Origin of the sequence: Virgibacillus salexigens (assembly GCF_014905415.1) — a bacterium.
Classification (GTDB): Bacteria; Bacillota; Bacilli; order Bacillales; family Amphibacillaceae; genus Virgibacillus; species Virgibacillus salexigens.
The window spans coordinates 269,067-286,065 of the sequence record NZ_BNEO01000001.1; the positions used below are offsets into that span (position 1 = coordinate 269,067).

A 16,999-nucleotide genomic window follows, 5' to 3' on the forward strand; every position below is an offset into this window, starting at 1 on the left:
GGAATCACTTATTGAAAACGCAACCAAAAATTCTTGATCAACATTAAATCTACGAATATAATAAATACTATGAATATTAAAGGAGGTAGGAACATGATTTCGACAACATGGAAATGGATGTGGGAAAAACATGATGAAGTAAAAGATATGTTTTCCTTTTTTGTTAAGCCCAAATCCTCCAAAATTTCTACCGGGAGATCGATTGATCCCTCAGGTTCATCTAACGGAAATGGTGATCACAACGGGGGACATCGTAATTATAAACCTGCACAATTAATCGGATTAATTCTTGGTCCATTGCTGTGTATTTTAACTTTACTTGTTTTTTCTCCCGAAGGTCTCTCAAAAGAAGGATTAGCGGTGTTAGCAAGTACTATTTGGATCGCTGTATGGTGGATGACTGAAGCGATACCGATTCCTGCTACCTCAATACTTCCAATCATCCTATTCCCATTAACTGGTGGATTAGACATTGATACAACTACATCTTCTTATGGTAGCGACACGATCTTTTTATTTATGGGCGGGTTTATGATCGCACTTACAATGGAGAAATGGAATCTACATAAACGAATTGCGCTTAACATTATTTCTGTCATTGGAACTAATACGAATCGAATTATTCTTGGGTTTATGGTTGCTACCGGATTTCTATCGATGTGGATTTCTAATACAGCAACAGCTATGATGATGGTCCCGATTGGTTTAGCAATTATTTATCAAATCTCAGATGCATTAAAGGATGATCCTTCCATCGATACTTCCAAGGAAAATTTCGCATTTGGTAAGGCCCTGATGCTTAGCATAGCTTATTCAGCATCAATTGGGGGAATTGCAACGTTAATTGGAACGCCACCAAATGCGGCACTTGCTGGCGTTATAAACGAAATGTACGGTATTCAACTATCATTTGCAACCTGGATGTTATTTGGTGTGCCAATTGCATGGATATTTATCTTTATTGCATGGATCTACCTGGTTAAAATTGCTTACCCTCCGAAGCTAAAACAGCTGCCTGGAGGAAAGGCAGTTATAACGGATGAAAAACGGAAGCTGGGAAAACCATCTGTTGAAGAAAAAGCTGTATTTGCCGTATTCATCTTAACTGCACTAGCTTGGATTAGCCGTTCATTTATTTTAGTTGAATGGAATGAGAATATCAATGACGCAATCATTGCGATGACAGCAGCACTTATTTTATTTATCATTCCATCTAAGAGTAGACAAGGAGATTTTTTATTAGATTGGAAAACAGCTGTAAAATTACCATGGGGCATTTTATTGTTGTTTGGTGGTGGACTTGCAGTAGCAGCTGGATTTACTGAATCGGGTCTTTCCGAATGGATTGGAAATCAATTAACTGCATTACAAGGGATTCATATTTTCATTGTTTTACTTGTCGTAACAGCATTAGTTATTTTCCTAACTGAAATCACCTCCAACACTGCAACAGCTAATATGATGTATCCGATTATGGCTGCACTTGCAGTCGCGCTTGGGGTTCATCCATTTGTAGTGATGATAGCAGCAGGTGTTGCGTCTTCTTGCGCATTTATGCTCCCAGTTGCTACACCACCGAATGCTGTTGTGTTTGGATCGAATTATTTGCGAATCCCAGATATGGCAAAGGCAGGAATAGCCCTTAATTTATGCGGAATCATTCTTGTAACCATTGCTGTGTATTTCTTGCTTCCCGTTGTTTGGGGCATCGATATTAATCACCTCCCTGACTTTGTAAAATAACCCCCTTCTTATGAAAATGAGGGAGGATGAGTAAATTAAAACGATAATACAAAGATTCTTGATAGTGCGGCTACAGCTTTTTTGGCTAATATGCAGCATTTACTAGCCGAAAGAATCTTCAAACGCGTATAGTTTTGAATGGAGTCGCCAAAAAGATTAAAAAATCGAACGTTTATCCGAATTCATTTTAACTCGGATAAACGTTCGATTTTACTTATTTTATGATTGCTTTCGAAAGCTTTTAGGGAAATTAAAGAGAATAAGGACAATTCCGATACCTAAGCTAATATAAGGAAGCATTAGCTTCGAATCTTCATAGATGTAATAGGCTCCTATCGCCGTAAGTATCCATCCGAGCGCTTCAATAAGGAGATGTTTAACCAAATGTTTATGCCCCCTTTCTAGCTGACTTTTTTTGAATCATACGTTGTAATAATTGAACAACAAAAAGGTAGAAAATTGGTAAGACAGCTATAAATAAAATTAATCCTTGCCAGCCATAGTTCCCCCAGATTGGGGAAAGAGCAGAACTACCAAGTGAAACACCTATATAATAAGATACGAGATAAAGACTTGAAGCACTTCCTTTATGATGTGTCGCTTGTTCACTTACTGCGGTAGCTGTTAACGAGTGCGCAGTGAAAAATCCTAAGCAAGTGACACATAATCCAACGATAATCCAAAACAAGGAAGCACTTAACGTCATTGCTATCCCTATCGATAAAACAGTAATCCCGGATATACGAACTTTCTTCAATCCGAAAATACCAGCTAACCAACCTGCAAACGGAGAACCAATGACGCCTAACCCATATGCAAAGAATAAATATGAAATAGCTTGTAAAGAAAGGGAGAACGATTCACCTTGCATATAAAATGGCAAGAACGTCCACACCCCTGTGAACGATAACTGCAAAATGATACCTAGCCCAAAAACAAGAAGTAAACTTGGATCTTTTAAATGAAATAGAAATCCTTCTAAATCTTTACGAAAACTCAAACTACTAGACTGAAAGAAACGTGAGCTTGGGAGCATGAAATGGACAAGCATAAGGATAAGCATTCCGAACACCGCTAATCCAATAAACGCAATTTCCCAGGAGAACGTATCTGCTACATAACCAGTTGCCACTCTCCCAACCATTCCACCTAAAGCATTGCTAGATATATAGAGAGCGGTGGCTACACCTGCACTCCTTCGATCAATTTCTTCACTGAGATAGGCTAAAGCAGCTGCCGGCAATCCAGCAAGTGCAAATCCTTGGATAAATCTAAGCATTACGAAGATAAAAAAAGAATCCGTTAATGGCATAAAAAAGAATGGAAGTATGGAACCAATCAACGATAGTTTAATAAATATGGTTCTCCCTATTCGATCCGATAAGAAACCTAAAATAACTAATCCAATAATTAAACCTACAATCGTCATCGACAATGTTAAACTGGAGGCGGAGACTCCTATATCAAATGCCGTAACAAATACAGGCAGTAGTGGCTGTACGGCATACATACTCGCAAATATAAAAAAAGAAGCTAAAGCCAAACTAAGGGTGATTTTCCAAAAATAGAAATCCTTCATGCTATAAGCTCTCTCCTGCATAGTGTCACATCCAATACTTAAAATTGTACGCTCTGATTTATTCATCAAACACAAATTTATCTCTGCCAGCCCCCATACCAAATAAGATAACAATAATGGCAATAGTAACTAAAGTTATCAATGGGATACCCCATGTATGTGTTTGATCATAGAGAAAGCCTATAGAAAATGGTCCGAACGCAGCTAAGATATAACCAAATGATTGCGCCATTCCTGATAATTGTGCTGCTTCTATACCATTACGGGCTCGTAAACTAAGAATCGTTAACGCTAATGGAAATGTCCCACCGAGAGCCACCCCAATTAATACAACACTGAGTATCAGCATAAATGATGATTCTCCAAATAACAATGCTGTATAACCAGTAACAGAAAACAGTCCCATTATTAATACAAGCCCTTGCTGTGACCTAAATTTACCAGCCAACATCGGGACGATAAAACTAGCTGGCACTCCTATAAATTGCATAATAGACAACATCCAGCCAGCAGTGTTCACAGTAAATCCAGACGCATGGAGAATTTCGGGCAACCACGAAATCGTAACATAAAATAGAAAAGATTGAAAACCCATAAATCCAGCTACTTGCCAAGCTAATGGCGATTTCCAGATTCGATTGGATACAGGCTGAACATAATGGTATAAGGATCGTTCATTTGCACGCTTTTTCACTAGATAACCCCAAACAATGATACCAATGAGTGCTGGTACTGCCCATACAAAGAGAGCAATTTGCCAGCCCAGGTTAAGTCCGCTTGCTATCGGTACACTTAAGCCAGAGGCTGTTGCTGCAAATCCCCCCATAATTGTAGAATAAACACTAGTCATAATTCCTACCTTCGCTGGGAATTTTTCCTTTATGACACTAGGAAGGAGTACATTACAAATAGCTATACCAAACCCTATTAATAAAGTCCCTGCAAACAGAAAAAATATAACCGATAAGCTACGTAAACTAACTCCAATAAATAAAACAATTAAGCCAATTAACATTACACGTTCATTCGTATATCGATTACTAATCTTTGGCACGAGTGGGGACATGATTGCAAAAGCAATTAGTGGCAAACTAGTTAGTAACCCCACACTCCCGTTCGATAAGTTTAACTGATCTCGGATCGTTCCAATGATAGGTCCTACAGAGGTAATGGAAGGTCTTAAATTAAAGGCGATGACGACGATTCCAGTTACCAAAAGAATTTGATAAAAAGCTGGTTTTTGCTGATTTAATTGCTGCGTCTCCAATTGCTGTATCTCCCTTCTCAACATAATCCTTTTCTTAATATAGCATATCTTTGCTTTTAACTTTAAGGAAGAGCACTTATCCTTTCCTTTAGTCATTACTAATAAACAGCAAGACCCTTGTTCCATACAACAAATATAAGCACCCGCAACATAAAAAAGGTGTCGATATGTTTAATCGACAGCCTTTAGAATTGTTTCTATGGTTATTATTCCATATTTTTAAGGTATGTATCCAGCCAATTCATTTGCGCGCCAATCCAGTATTCGCGACCTTTATAGAATGAATAACAATTGCACTGATACCTTTCGTGATATACAACGGATGCTAAATAACAAATTTGTTTTTGATGATAAGGAATCTGACAAGCACTTGTTTTGTGAGGATATACGTGTATACCGCGTTCTTTCTTATCTTCCGATTCTGCTTGCATTTTAGTACCTCCTTTATTTCTCCCTCCTTTTTGTATATACCAGTTGTCGATGAAGAGGCAGGTTTCATACTGATACAAATCCATTTTTTCTATAATTTGTAAAAATAATATGACTATATTCCTATTATCTCATATTCGTCAAGGTTTTGCTTTGTTAGCAATTTTGTCGATTTTGTATCGAATAACTATCGATATCCTGTTAAACATCGTCAAACTATGTCAATATATGTTTCATTATCTAGAATCAAAAATAAGATTTTAGCGAAATTTGTTATTTATTATCATATGTGACAAATTTGTGAACTTTTTATTTACATATGATGCCAAGAACAAATAAGTCGGCTTATTCTTTTTGTTTGTGGTATACTATGGGTAGAAGGATGCATATACTAAAAAAGGACCACAGCGGCAACTGTGGTCGATGATAAGCGGTTCCTAAGGGATCGGCTATCCTGAAATAGGCCTCTCCGTTCATGCGTTAGTGTCGTCGTAAGGGAGGTCTATTTTTTATTGATGATTCGAATGATTAGTGTCAAAAAAGCGACCAAAAAGGTGCCAAACGAAAACATCACCATAATCACTTCATAAATGTTCAATTGGCTCACCCCCTCCTTATCAATAGGGCTAGCCTTGTAATCCCAAAGAACATTATCTGTTAATAGTATACCATAGATGAATGATTAAATACGTAAAAACAGAACATTTGTTTGGTTTCCTGGTAATTTTCTCTTTTTACTATACAAACAGGCCTTACTTACTGCTTGTATACTGCATTGTATGTCATTTTTTATGTACGATGTAATGCATTTGATGTGTTTTCTATGCAATTTGGTTATTGTTATCAGTAAATTTTATTGAAAATTGATTCATCTTCTAATAAAAACCTAATCATTTTCTATTGCGTCTTACTAGCTATTAACTCATAACTTAGGAATTTAGACAATCTAAAAAGGGTGCAGCTCATGAGCTGCACCCTTTTCCTATTCTTCTTTTGTTTCTTGATCTTGATTTGGATTCTCTTCATCAGGACCACCATAGAAATAATTATCTGTATCTACTGGCTCCCACTCTTCATTTGGTGTATAGAAGCGTAACAAGTCACCATATAAGACTTCATCCGACAGTTCTAGTTCTTTGACAACTTGATCTTCCATTTTCTTCATTTCTTCCGTAGGTTCCTTGATCACTTCTTTTGTCTCGTTATCATAATACTTCCCATCAACATAACTATATTCATCGGTCATAAAGTTACCATTACGGAAAGGAACAAATTCTTTATGATCCTCTGAGAACATATCTGTACCGAATTGGATATAATCACTAGCGTCGATACCTAGAATATGAAGAAGTGTTGGCATAACATCGATTTGGCCGGTATATTCATGGTTAATTCCTTCACTTTCCACTCCAGGTACTTTAATCATGAATGGAACACGTTGCAATTCAGCGTTTTTCAATGATGTAATTTCTTCGCCTGTTATTTCTTTCATCGCTCGATTATGGTTATCACTAATTCCATAGTGGTCACCGTAGATCATGATAATCGAGTCTTCATAGAGACCTTTTTCTTTTAGATCATTAAAGAATTGCTCTAACGATTCATCTAAATAGCGTGCCGTTTGGAAATAACGGTCAACAGAACCATCCCCAGTTTCTGCAGGTTCAATAGATGCATCTTCTTCATCAATTAGATATGGATGATGATGCGTCAATGTCATCATGTGTGCATAGAAAGGTTGTTCCATATCTTCTAAATATGGCATGGATTGTTCGAAGAATGGTTTATCCTTCAAGCCATAGTTAATGACATTTTCTTCACTCATATCATAATAGTCTTCATGATAAAACTCATTAATACCTAAGTGTTTATAAACCTCATCCCGGTTCCAAAATGACTTCCCATCTCCATGGAAGACAGAACTTGTATACCCTTGCTGCTGCTCAAGAATTGCTGGCAGTCCTTGGTACGTATTATTTCCTTTTGTTACAAACGCTGATCCTTGTGGTAAACCATATAGTGACGTATCGGTTATTAATTCAGCATCAGCTGTCTTTCCTTGCTCTGTTTGATGGAAGAAGTTATCAAAATACGTAAAGCCTTTTTCTTGATCATGTACTAGATCATTCAGAAATGGCGTTACTTCTTCGCCATTCAATTTATAGTCAATTAGGAATGACTGGAATGACTCTAAGTGAATCTTGATAATATTTTTCCCTTCTCCTTTACCAAAGTATTTCTCATTTGGTTCTGCATATTTTGCATCGGTATATTCTTCTACTTTGGTAATGTCATTGCTATCAGCTAATACACGTCTTGTTGACGTCTTAGCACTTTGAATAGCATCATAGATTGTAAAGTTAAACGCACCTAAATATTTTACTAGATAGTTTCTATCAAATGTACGTTCTAATAATTGTGGACGATCAGCTTCAGCTAATCCTAGATTAATAGTAAATACTAATACCCCTGTTGCTAATACCATAAAAGGCTTACGCAACTGCATACGGCTAACGGTCCAGCTTTTACGTACGAACGTAAACAATACAATAAGGAATAAAATGTCTACTGCGTAAAGCAAGTCATGCATTTGTGCTAGATCGGCTATACTTCCACCAATACTTCCAAAGTTATCCGTCTGCATCATGGTCGGAATTGTAATAAAGTCACTGTTGAAACGGTAGAAGACGACATTAGCATATAGTATAAAGGTTAAAATGGTATCAACAATGATGATCCAAATACCAGCTCTTCTACCTTTCGCAAATAATGCTAGTCCGAGAAAAATTAATCCAGAACTAAGAGGGTTTAAGAATAATAGAAATTCTTGCATCGCCCCACTTACACCCAGACTAAATTCCGTTTTATATATTGCATATGTTTTTATCCAGAAAAGCACTAGTGCAACCGCGAAGAAGCCCATTTTGGTTGATAAAAATTTCTTCACTTTTTTCACCTCGAATTTAAAACTCATTTAGTTAGTCATTATCTTTTTTATACCCTGTTCATTTACCTTTTAATCCATAAATTTTTCTAATAACGATTTTTAATTATAACTCAATCTAAAGATTTGGTCAAAGTTTTTTAAGGTTGTTTTCTTGACAAGTTTTGGTGTTTTTTGTCGATCATTACTCTCCCAAGGACTGCAATCAAAAAAATCATGGATTTTTACCATGATTTTCTTGTTCATTATATACCTAAGTTAGTCAAAAGATGTATTACAATATGTTTAATAGCCTGTTACAGGTTAAACCGTTTCATTAATTCATTTAGTTCATCTGCCAAACTAGCAAGCTGTTCTGCATTTGCAGTTACTTCCTGCATGGAACTACTTGTTTGTTGTGTAGAGGCAGACGTTTGTTCAACACCTGCAGCTGATTCTTCCGATATCGCTGCAATTTCTCCGATAGATCCATTCATATCCTTACTTTTAGTAGAAATACGGGCTAAATGATTTTTCACAGTAGAAATACTGGCTGTCATTGTTTTTACAGAGGAATGGATAGAATGGAAGGTTTCCCCGGTTGTTTCCATTTGTTTTGTTCCTTCTTGTACTTCACTATACCCTTCCCGTAGAGATGTAGCAACTTGATTCGTTTCTGACTGAATGTTACCAACCACATTGGTAATATCTTGCAAAGAGGAAGAAACCTGTTCAGCCAATTTCCTTACTTCGTCTGCTACAACGGAAAAACCTTTTCCATGCTCTCCTGCCCTTGCAGCTTCAATCGCTGCATTTAGAGCAAGTAAATTCGTTTGTTCAGCAATCTCGCTAATAACCGTTACTAAATGAGAGATTTGTTGCGATTGACTATCTAAACCTTGTACACGTCTAACAGCAGTCTGTACCAATTGATCAATTGTCTTCATTTGTTGTTTAGTTGTAGTCATCACCTTTTGACCACCTTCTGCCTGTTGAAGGATATCCATCGAAGCAGATTCAATTGATTCGCTTTTCGTATTGACCTCTTGAATACTTGTATTAAATTCGTTCATAACTCCCGCAAGATCTCCTGCATGGCTAGCTTGCGATTCCGAACCAGTTGCTAATTCCTGCATGGTCTCGGCGACTTGTTCTGTCCCTTGTTGTACTTCATTAGCAGCTTGTTTTAGAGCATCGCTCTGTTCATTTACTGTATCTGATACACGTTTAACACGATGTAACAAATCCTGAAGGTTTTCATTCATCGTATTCGTTGCAATCATCAATTGGCCAAGTTCGTCTTTTGATTTTGTTTCCAGCGGTTCATGATGAAGGTCTCCAGCAGCAATTAGATTCATTCGTTCCTTTAAATGCTGCAATGGTCGGGTAATGGTTCTTGAAGTTAAATACGCAATCACAATTCCTAATACTGCAACCGCAATGGAAACAATTCCTCCAATCATAACTGTCTGGTCACCTGATTGTATAATTGTTTCCCCCACCTCATTGATCTTTGTCTCTTTTGCTTTCGCTAAATCACTAAAACCTTGAATTAATTCATTAGCTATTGGCTGCACTTCATTTGTCATAATTAATCGTGCTTGATCTTCATTTCCATTATCGTATTGTTTAAATACTTCATCGGTGAGGTGCCCCCACTCAATCTTCTTATCTATTAGAGCTTTTGCTTGCTCTGAATCACTGTTTTCTAAGACAAAATTCTCTAATTCCATTGTTGCTTCTAACGTATCATTAAATTCCTGCTTATATTTTTCTTCTCCATATAATAAGTATCCACGAATAAGACTTGTACGTTCTGCCATATTAATCGCAAGCTGTTCATCAGCAACTAACACTGGCAATTCTTCTTTAATAATTTCATGAGTATCTTGGTTATTGTTATTGATTACAATATAATTGGTCACTCCCAATACGAAAACAAATAAAGTAATAACGGAAAATGCCACAAATAACTTCGTCTGTAAATGTTTAAATTGAAATAAGCTCTTCACTCTACTTCCCCCTTATGTCTATTACCTTGTTGATTCATTTTGACTTCCTGTATTAATTTCATAATTCGGTAAGATAAGAACCTCAACTCTACGATTTTTTGCCCGATTTTCGATCGTTGTATTTGGTACAGTAGGTTGGTGTTCTCCAAACCCTTTTGCACTGAATCGCGTTGGATCTAATTTTTCATTCGTTAATAATAAATGCATAAAATTAACCGCTCTTGTTACACTTAATTCCCAATTTGATGTGAATTCTGCATATTTGATTGGTTTATTATCCGTATGGCCACTTATGACAATTTGATGAGGTGGGTCCGTATAAAGAAATTCAGACAATTCCTTGGCAATTTCCTCCCCATTCGCTGTCACTTCTGCACTTCCAGAATCGAATGTGACATCATTTAAAATGGTAATCAGCAGGCCTTCATCTGTTAATTGGGTAGCTAACATGGCATCTAAATTTTTTTCTTCTATATACTGGTTCATCTGCTTTTGTAGTGTTTGTAATTCATGTAGCTCTTGTTCATTGGCACTCTGTTCCGTTTGTTTATCCTCTTCTTGTTCTTCATTCGGTAATTCTATTGCCTTATTACTCTCTTCAAGTATCGATTGGCCGCCAGAAAATTCATTTTGAAACACCCGAGATAATTCTCGGTATTTTTGCGAGTCGACTTCACTCATCGCAAATAACACAATAAATAATGCTAATAGTAACGTTAGTAAATCAGAATAAGGAAGTAACCATGACTCATCGATATGATGCGAATTTTTCTTTTTATTTCTACGCATCAGCCTCCTCCCCTTGTAAGGTAATAAACGCTTTCGTGGATAAATACGATCCTAGCTTGTCTCTTACTACTAATGCTGAATCACCTACAGTAATGGAAAGCATCCCTTCTAACATAATTTCTTTCACTTGAATTTCTTTCCTCGACTTTTCACGGAGCTTATTAGCGAAGGGATGCCACAAAACATATCCAGTGAAAATACCTAACAATGTTGCGATAAAAGCTGCCGAAATAGCATGACCTAGCACGTCCATATCCTGCATATCTCCAAGTGCAGCAATTAAACCAATAACAGCACCTAGTACTCCTAATGTTGGTGCATACGTTCCAGCCTGGGAAAACACGGCAATTCCTTCTTGATGTCTATTTTCAATCGCATTCATTTTTTCGATCATAACTTCACGAATAAACTCTGGAGATTGGCCATCTACCACAAACTGTAAACCGGATTTTAAAAACGGATCGTCTACTTCCTGCAGTTGTTTTTCTAGTGACAGGATCCCCTCTTTTCGTGTTTGATCAGCTAAATCAGTAAACATCAAGACAACGTCCTTGGGATCATCATGCTGATCATTAGAAAAAATGATCTTAAATAAAGATGGTACTTTTTTTATCGTACTCAACGGAAATGCAATACAGACTGATGCTGCCGTCCCGACAAGAATAATTAGAATGGCTGCGGGGTTCACAAGAGCTCCAATATGTACTCCTTTTAATACCATTCCTACTCCTACCGCAATAATTCCTAAGATAATACCTATAACTGATGTCTTATCCAATGTGCTACCTCCTCGTTTTCATAAATCAATGGCTGCTCCATAACGATAACTTCAGACAAAAAACGATCGTAGTGAACCGTTTCACTTTTCACGGATTGTTTAGCTAAATATTGTACCAGCCTTTAAATAAACCCCTTATGCTCTCAACTTTACACGCAACAAACGGATGAAAATTGTTGTTGGCACCATTGTAATCCTTTTGTTTAAAAGTTAACTTGTTACCTATCCTTGTTATCGGCTCTTATTACAAAAGGTAAAGAATAAATTGGTAATCGTTGTTATTTTTTATTGAGACTTTTATCCTATTTATGTATATTTTGTGTACAAAGTCCCACTCCCTTTCAACAACCAGCCTTTCCATCCGATACAAATGGAGAAACAGTGTAACTGGAAGTTTAAAAATTGATAAGGAGTGAATAGATAAATGGTAGTGTCAACAAATGAAGAATTAGATGTACATCCATTATTACAAGCATTTGTAACGGTGGGCCCGTTTCTTCAGGAATTAATTAATGATGATATAACGATTGGCATTTATGATACAGAGAAATTAGTAATTAATTTTCCAGCGAAGACATTTTCTCTAAAAGTAACACCTGGTGACCCATTAATGGACGGAGATATTGTTACAAACGCTATTCGCCAGAATCAAAATCAAGCAGCGATTGTTCCTGCTGAGTTATTTGGAGTGAATTTAATCGCTCGTGCTGTCCCGCTGCATGACCAATCAGGGAATGTTATTGGAGGAATTGGAGTTGGGTTGAGTGTACAAAAAGCGAATCAACTGTCCGAAGTAGCTTCCAACTTATCCATGGTATTTGATGAAGTGACCAATACGATTCAAGATATGGCGGAATCAATTACCGGCTTAGCTAGTAATATGTCGTTTGTTTCTGAAAAAGCGACCGAAGTGACAAATCGGGTAGAAAATATCGAAAAGGTGTCTAATGTCGTAAAGGGCATTGCAGACCAAAGTAATTTATTAGGTTTAAATGCAGCAATTGAATCAGCACGAGCTGGTGAACACGGAAGGGGATTTACCGTTGTTGCTGATGAAATACGAAAAATGGCAGCAAGCTCCAAGGAACAAGCCTCAGAAATTCATGCAATTACCGACGATATTAAAGGAGTAATCTCGAATTTGGATTCGTATATACAAGATGCGAACTTAGAATCAGATAGCCAGTCAGCGGCAATTGAAGAGCTTACTGCAACCATGCAGGAAATTAATAGTAATATTCATACATTAGCTCAACTTGCAAAAGAAAATCTCGAATTAAAAAACTAACTAGGAGAGATACCTATGAATTTCAATGAATTAAGTAGTCAATACATTAACGGAGAATGGCGCGAGGGTACTGCTTCAACAAAGATGGAAAATACGAACCCTTATAATGGCGAACCTATTGCAACTTATCAAGCTGCTAGTATCAATGATTTGGATCAAGCCTATCAAGCATCTGCCAAAGTCCAGAAAATCTGGGCCAAAGCAAATCCAGTAGTTCAACGTGAAGTATTTGAAAAAGCCGTCACGTATATCGAACAAAACCATGAAGCAATTGTTGCAATTATTATCGAAGAAATTGGTGGAACTAGATTAAAGGCTGAATTTGAAATCGGACTAGTAATAAATATTATTAAAGAAGCTTCCACCTTTCCATTCCGTATGGATGGAAAAATACTCCCATCACCTATTGATGATAAAGAAAATCGTGTATACCGAATTCCTGTAGGTGTTGTAGGAGTTATCAGTCCATTTAATTTTCCGTTCTTCTTGTCCATGAAATCAGTTGCTACTGCATTAGCTGCTGGGAATGGCGTTGTCCTAAAACCTCATGAACATACACCAATTACAGGTGGAACGATGATTGCAAAAATTTTTGAACAAGCTGGGCTGCCAAAAGGGCTATTAAATGTCATTACGACAGAAATTGTTGAAATTGGTGATCAATTTGTCGAGCATCCTATTCCACGTGCTATTTCCTTCACTGGTTCTACCAAAGTTGGAAAACATATTGGCGCAGTCGCTGGAAAACATTTGAAAGAAACCCATTTAGAATTAGGAGGAAACAGCGCCCTTGTCGTGCTTGATGATGCTGATGTTGATCTTGCAGTAAGTGCTGCCGTGTTCAGTCGCTTCACCCATCAGGGTCAAATTTGTATGTCTGCAAATCGTTTAATTGTCCACGAGAATGTTTATGATGAATTTGTAGAAAAATACGCAGCGAAAGTAAAAACGTTAACCTGTGGTAACCCGAATGATCCAACGACTATTATTGGACCTCTGATTAATGAGCAACAAGTGAACGCAACGGTCGCTTTGGTTGAAAAAGGAATTAAAGAAGGTGCTACTCCTCTTGTTAAAGGAAACGTGGAAGGGAATATCGTTGAACCTGTTGTCTTTACCGATGTGACACCAGAAATGGCAATAGCGAATGAAGAACTATTCGCGCCCGTAGTATCCATTTTAAAAGTTTCGAGTGATAAAGAAGTAATTGCTTATGCGAATAATAGTGACTATGGCTTGAGTGGAGCAATTCATACGAGCAATGTGGAACGTGGTGCTGAACTTGCTAAGCAAATGGACACTGGTATGATCCATATTAATGACGGAACCATTAATGACGAACCAAATGTTGCATTTGGCGGGGTGAAAAATTCTGGACTTGGTCGTTTAAATGGTGACTGGAGTTTAGATGCTTTTACAACATATAAGTGGATTAGTATCCAACATAAAGCACGACAATATCCATATAGTTAATTTTAGATGAAACAACCACTTGAGAATGCCGGTTTTTGAATAAGAATATATTAGAATTACTATTCATCTAAAAATCTTTCTAAGCTTTTCGCTTAGAAAGATTTTTAGTTATCCAGCATTTATTTCGTCACAAAATCATTAACATAACGGATAATATGCTTAGATAGTTCGAATTTATCGTAAATATAATTGGGTCCAAGAGGATCTGTTTCTAATAAAAATAGATTCTTTGATTCATCCAATCCTAATTCTACAACTACCTCTGTAATTTTTTCCCCATATACCCTTTTTAAAGAACTAGCAGCTTTACTTGAAAGCAATCGTATATCCTTTTCGATATGGTTCATATCTTGGCTATCTTCTTTTGAATGAAGGTAATTCGTTAAACTCACCTTTTCATTACTACTTTTTGAACAGCTATGAAGTTTCACATAACTACTAACCATTTCCCATTCATGAAATGGATTCTCCATTAGATGTACGCTAATTGTATTCAAATTTTCTCTTGGATCCTCTTGGATAACCAAATTTGTTTCGCTGATTAATTTTTTGAATTTATTTAATAGAGGTAATTCATTATATACCTTACATGATTTATCATGCGATAATTGGTACTTCCCATTCTCCATTTTTTTAATATAATGAGCTTCCCCCAAAAACGAACCCGTTTCCGTTCGTAGCATAACTTTTTTATATTTATCTAGATATTGAAATATATCTCTGGTTCTAGTTACACTTTTAAAAGCTGGCATACAGTTAGCAAGGTTATCTTCCTCTAGAAGATTTTGATAGATATTTGATCGTAACTGATATTCAACAGGCCATTTATTAATAAACTGAATATCACTTAACTCTCCATATAAGAACGAAACGTTTGTATTTCCTCTTAAATTTGTTCTGTCGTAGATAACCTCTGGATATGTGACGATTTTTGCTACCCATTTCCCATTTTCAAAAAAATTACCTTTTATTAGCATCTCATTATAGTCAATATCATTTGGTGTAAATGTGAAAAAATTAACTTCCTCTTTTCTTGCAGTTTGCGCTAATTCAATTAGAAAATTTTCTTCTTCCTTATTAATATTAATATTTGGTTTTTCAAGGACAGCTAATCGTACATTCCCATTCGTTGGAGCAAAAGCTAAGTTAGATATATTGGCTTGGAAGTCACTATTAACAACCGTGTCTTTATGAACAATCTTATTTTTTGCTATATACCTCGCATAGGCGATTGTATTAATTGCACGCTTTTCTTCATGATAAGCCGTTTGTGGTCCATTATTCGCTTCATGCATCCAATATTTCCCATGTTCGTCAATCGCTAAGTCGATCCCAAGCTCATCCAATGCAAAATAATGAAGTTTATCAAGGTACTGTGCTAGTTCAAGGGAAAGACGTAAGATATCATGTTCATATGTTGCCCCATTTTTTCCAAACTCTTGTTCTAAAAAAGCATGAAAGTCTTCCACTCTACCATCTGTAGCAACATTACTTAAATTACTTTTTTTATTCCCTACACGAGGATAGATATGAGTTAATACCCAAAGACCTTCTCCATTCTTTTGAACATGCGCTCGAATATGATAAGGTTCACCATTCTTTGTACGCGTATGAATATAACGCTGTATAATGAAGCGATCTTTCTTTCCTAAAATAACGGTCCTCAGCCAATTAGTAAAAGCATCATAACTTAATACTTTTTCTTTTTTATGTTCGGATAAAATATATCTGGAACCCTTTTTTGTAACGAAAAAAATATTCTCTCCTCTATTACTTGAGAGTGCTTTGAATACGACTTTATTGTTTTTTTGAAGAAATTCAAAAATAATATTTTCATTTCTGCATAGCTGAAAAGGTACTAGTAATTCTGCATATTTTCTATGCTTTGCAATTAGTTTCGGCAGTTGGAACTTATTACCTACATGATAGCTTGTGAATGGAATAACCCTTCTTAACTTCCTTTCAGCTAATGACCGTTTTCCCGTTCCCACATTATTTATTACATCCGGAAAGGGAACACGAATGCGTTCCCAATTACTATTTACACATATGTCGGCATTAATTTCATTCTTAGTAAAGTCAATATCCGTTGACTCAAAAAATAACAATCGAGCATGTTGCCTCTCACTTTCTTGAATTAGCGCATTTAAACGAGGATTCGGAATAAAACGTCTAGGATTGCCATGCGAAGAAAAAACTCCAATTGTACAAACCTTATCTTCTTCTATTTCAACAAATTCTTTCGAAGTAATATCACATATCGATTTCAATAGTGGTAATAATGTAAATTGTAAAACTTCGCTTATCTTTGTAGTATTTCCCTTTTCCAACAATTGAGCAGTTTGAAGTAACTGTGCCTCCAATTTTTTTCGCTTTTTATCTAACTCATTGCTATGTGATGAAATCACATTACTGACTGAACTAAACCCCTCAACGATGGAACTAAGTGTATAAATACTTTGATTCATTTCTTTACGTTTTATAAGCTCGTGAAAGTGTTCAGTCGCTTCCAACAACGTCTGAACAATATTGTTTACCTGTGAAAGTTGTTGATCTGTCAGCTCATTCAAATCTATTCCTCCTAAGATTCACCTTAAAAATCACTCTAAATTTATTATCGGACGAAGAAGGGAATAGTTTGATTCAAATTGCGAATTAATTGTAAATAAAAAAGGAATCATTCGCTAATAGGAATGACCCCTTTTTTCTACTATTTGT

13 protein-coding genes are annotated in these 16,999 nt (G+C 36.4%); 3 read left to right on the forward strand and 10 right to left on the reverse strand.

The genetic code is table 11. The features are described from left to right. Positions 1 to 93: 93 nt before the first annotated feature. Positions 94 to 1,743 (forward strand): SLC13 family permease, encoded by a 1,650-nt coding sequence (locus JKP73_RS01400; RefSeq protein WP_200410815.1) that lies wholly within the window; start codon positions 94 to 96, stop codon positions 1,741 to 1,743. 219 nt (positions 1,744 to 1,962) lie between these two features. Here the strand turns inward: JKP73_RS01400 and JKP73_RS01405 are convergent, their stop codons facing one another. The 9 genes from JKP73_RS01405 to motA all read right to left on the reverse strand — a co-directional run bounded on the left by JKP73_RS01405 (position 1,963) and on the right by motA (position 11,520). Next, positions 1,963 to 2,127: a hypothetical protein gene (locus JKP73_RS01405; protein ID WP_021289143.1), complete on the reverse strand. Its 165-nt coding sequence runs from the start codon at positions 2,125 to 2,127 to the stop codon at positions 1,963 to 1,965. Positions 2,128 to 2,131: 4 nt separating this feature from the next. Then, positions 2,132 to 3,343, reverse strand: coding sequence for an MFS transporter (locus JKP73_RS01410; protein WP_200411066.1), 1,212 nt, complete (start codon positions 3,341 to 3,343; stop codon positions 2,132 to 2,134). Between the two features lie 37 nt (positions 3,344 to 3,380). Then, the gene (locus JKP73_RS01415; RefSeq protein WP_021289145.1) at positions 3,381 to 4,589 is read right to left on the reverse strand and encodes a CynX/NimT family MFS transporter; all 1,209 of its coding nucleotides are present in this window, start codon (positions 4,587 to 4,589) and stop codon (positions 3,381 to 3,383) included. A 206-nt stretch (positions 4,590 to 4,795) separates the two neighbouring features. Continuing rightward, positions 4,796 to 5,020 carry a hypothetical protein gene (locus JKP73_RS01420; protein ID WP_021289146.1) on the reverse strand — a complete coding sequence of 75 codons (225 nt, stop codon included), beginning with the start codon at positions 5,018 to 5,020 and terminating at the stop codon, positions 4,796 to 4,798. A gap of 500 nt (positions 5,021 to 5,520) precedes the next feature. Continuing rightward, positions 5,521 to 5,625 carry a putative holin-like toxin gene (locus tag JKP73_RS23355; RefSeq protein WP_238323669.1) on the reverse strand — a complete coding sequence of 35 codons (105 nt, stop codon included), beginning with the start codon at positions 5,623 to 5,625 and terminating at the stop codon, positions 5,521 to 5,523. A gap of 375 nt (positions 5,626 to 6,000) precedes the next feature. Continuing rightward, positions 6,001 to 7,965, reverse strand: coding sequence for a lipoteichoic acid synthase (ltaS, locus tag JKP73_RS01430; RefSeq protein ID WP_200411067.1), 1,965 nt, complete (start codon positions 7,963 to 7,965; stop codon positions 6,001 to 6,003). Positions 7,966 to 8,258: 293 nt separating this feature from the next. Then, positions 8,259 to 9,953: a methyl-accepting chemotaxis protein gene (locus tag JKP73_RS01435; RefSeq protein ID WP_021289148.1), complete on the reverse strand. Its 1,695-nt coding sequence runs from the start codon at positions 9,951 to 9,953 to the stop codon at positions 8,259 to 8,261. 21 nt (positions 9,954 to 9,974) lie between these two features. After that, positions 9,975 to 10,742, reverse strand: coding sequence for a flagellar motor protein MotB (gene motB / locus JKP73_RS01440; RefSeq protein ID WP_021289149.1), 768 nt, complete (start codon positions 10,740 to 10,742; stop codon positions 9,975 to 9,977). After that, complete coding sequence (gene motA / locus JKP73_RS01445) at positions 10,735 to 11,520, reverse strand: flagellar motor stator protein MotA (RefSeq protein WP_021289150.1); 786 nt, start codon at positions 11,518 to 11,520, stop codon at positions 10,735 to 10,737. The genes motB and motA overlap by 8 nt, the downstream gene beginning before the upstream one ends. A gap of 424 nt (positions 11,521 to 11,944) precedes the next feature. On the opposite strand from motA, the gene JKP73_RS01450 reads away from it, so the two are divergent. Continuing rightward, positions 11,945 to 12,808, forward strand: a complete 864-nt coding sequence (locus JKP73_RS01450) for a methyl-accepting chemotaxis protein (protein WP_021289151.1) — start codon at positions 11,945 to 11,947, stop codon at positions 12,806 to 12,808. Positions 12,809 to 12,823: 15 nt separating this feature from the next. Next, positions 12,824 to 14,281, forward strand: a complete 1,458-nt coding sequence (locus JKP73_RS01455; RefSeq protein WP_021289152.1) for an aldehyde dehydrogenase family protein — start codon at positions 12,824 to 12,826, stop codon at positions 14,279 to 14,281. Positions 14,282 to 14,400: 119 nt separating this feature from the next. Here JKP73_RS01455 and JKP73_RS01460 read toward each other — a convergent pair whose 3' ends face one another. Then, positions 14,401 to 16,851, reverse strand: coding sequence for a YheC/YheD family protein (locus JKP73_RS01460; protein WP_188943126.1), 2,451 nt, complete (start codon positions 16,849 to 16,851; stop codon positions 14,401 to 14,403). Positions 16,852 to 16,999 lie beyond the last annotated feature (148 nt).

Bases quoted from the DNA above. Each gene is read 5' to 3' on its own strand.
- JKP73_RS01400 (WP_200410815.1), top strand. From the start codon at position 94: ATGATTTCGACAACATGGAAATGGATGTGGGAAAAACATGATGAAGTA.
- JKP73_RS01410 (WP_200411066.1), bottom strand. From the start codon at position 3,343: ATGCAGGAGAGAGCTTATAGCATGAAGGATTTCTATTTTTGGAAAATC.
- JKP73_RS01420 (WP_021289146.1), bottom strand. From the start codon at position 5,020: ATGCAAGCAGAATCGGAAGATAAGAAAGAACGCGGTATACACGTATAT.
- motB (WP_021289149.1), bottom strand. From the start codon at position 10,742: ATGCGTAGAAATAAAAAGAAAAATTCGCATCATATCGATGAGTCATGG.
- JKP73_RS01450 (WP_021289151.1), top strand. From the start codon at position 11,945: ATGGTAGTGTCAACAAATGAAGAATTAGATGTACATCCATTATTACAA.
- JKP73_RS01455 (WP_021289152.1), top strand. From the start codon at position 12,824: ATGAATTTCAATGAATTAAGTAGTCAATACATTAACGGAGAATGGCGC.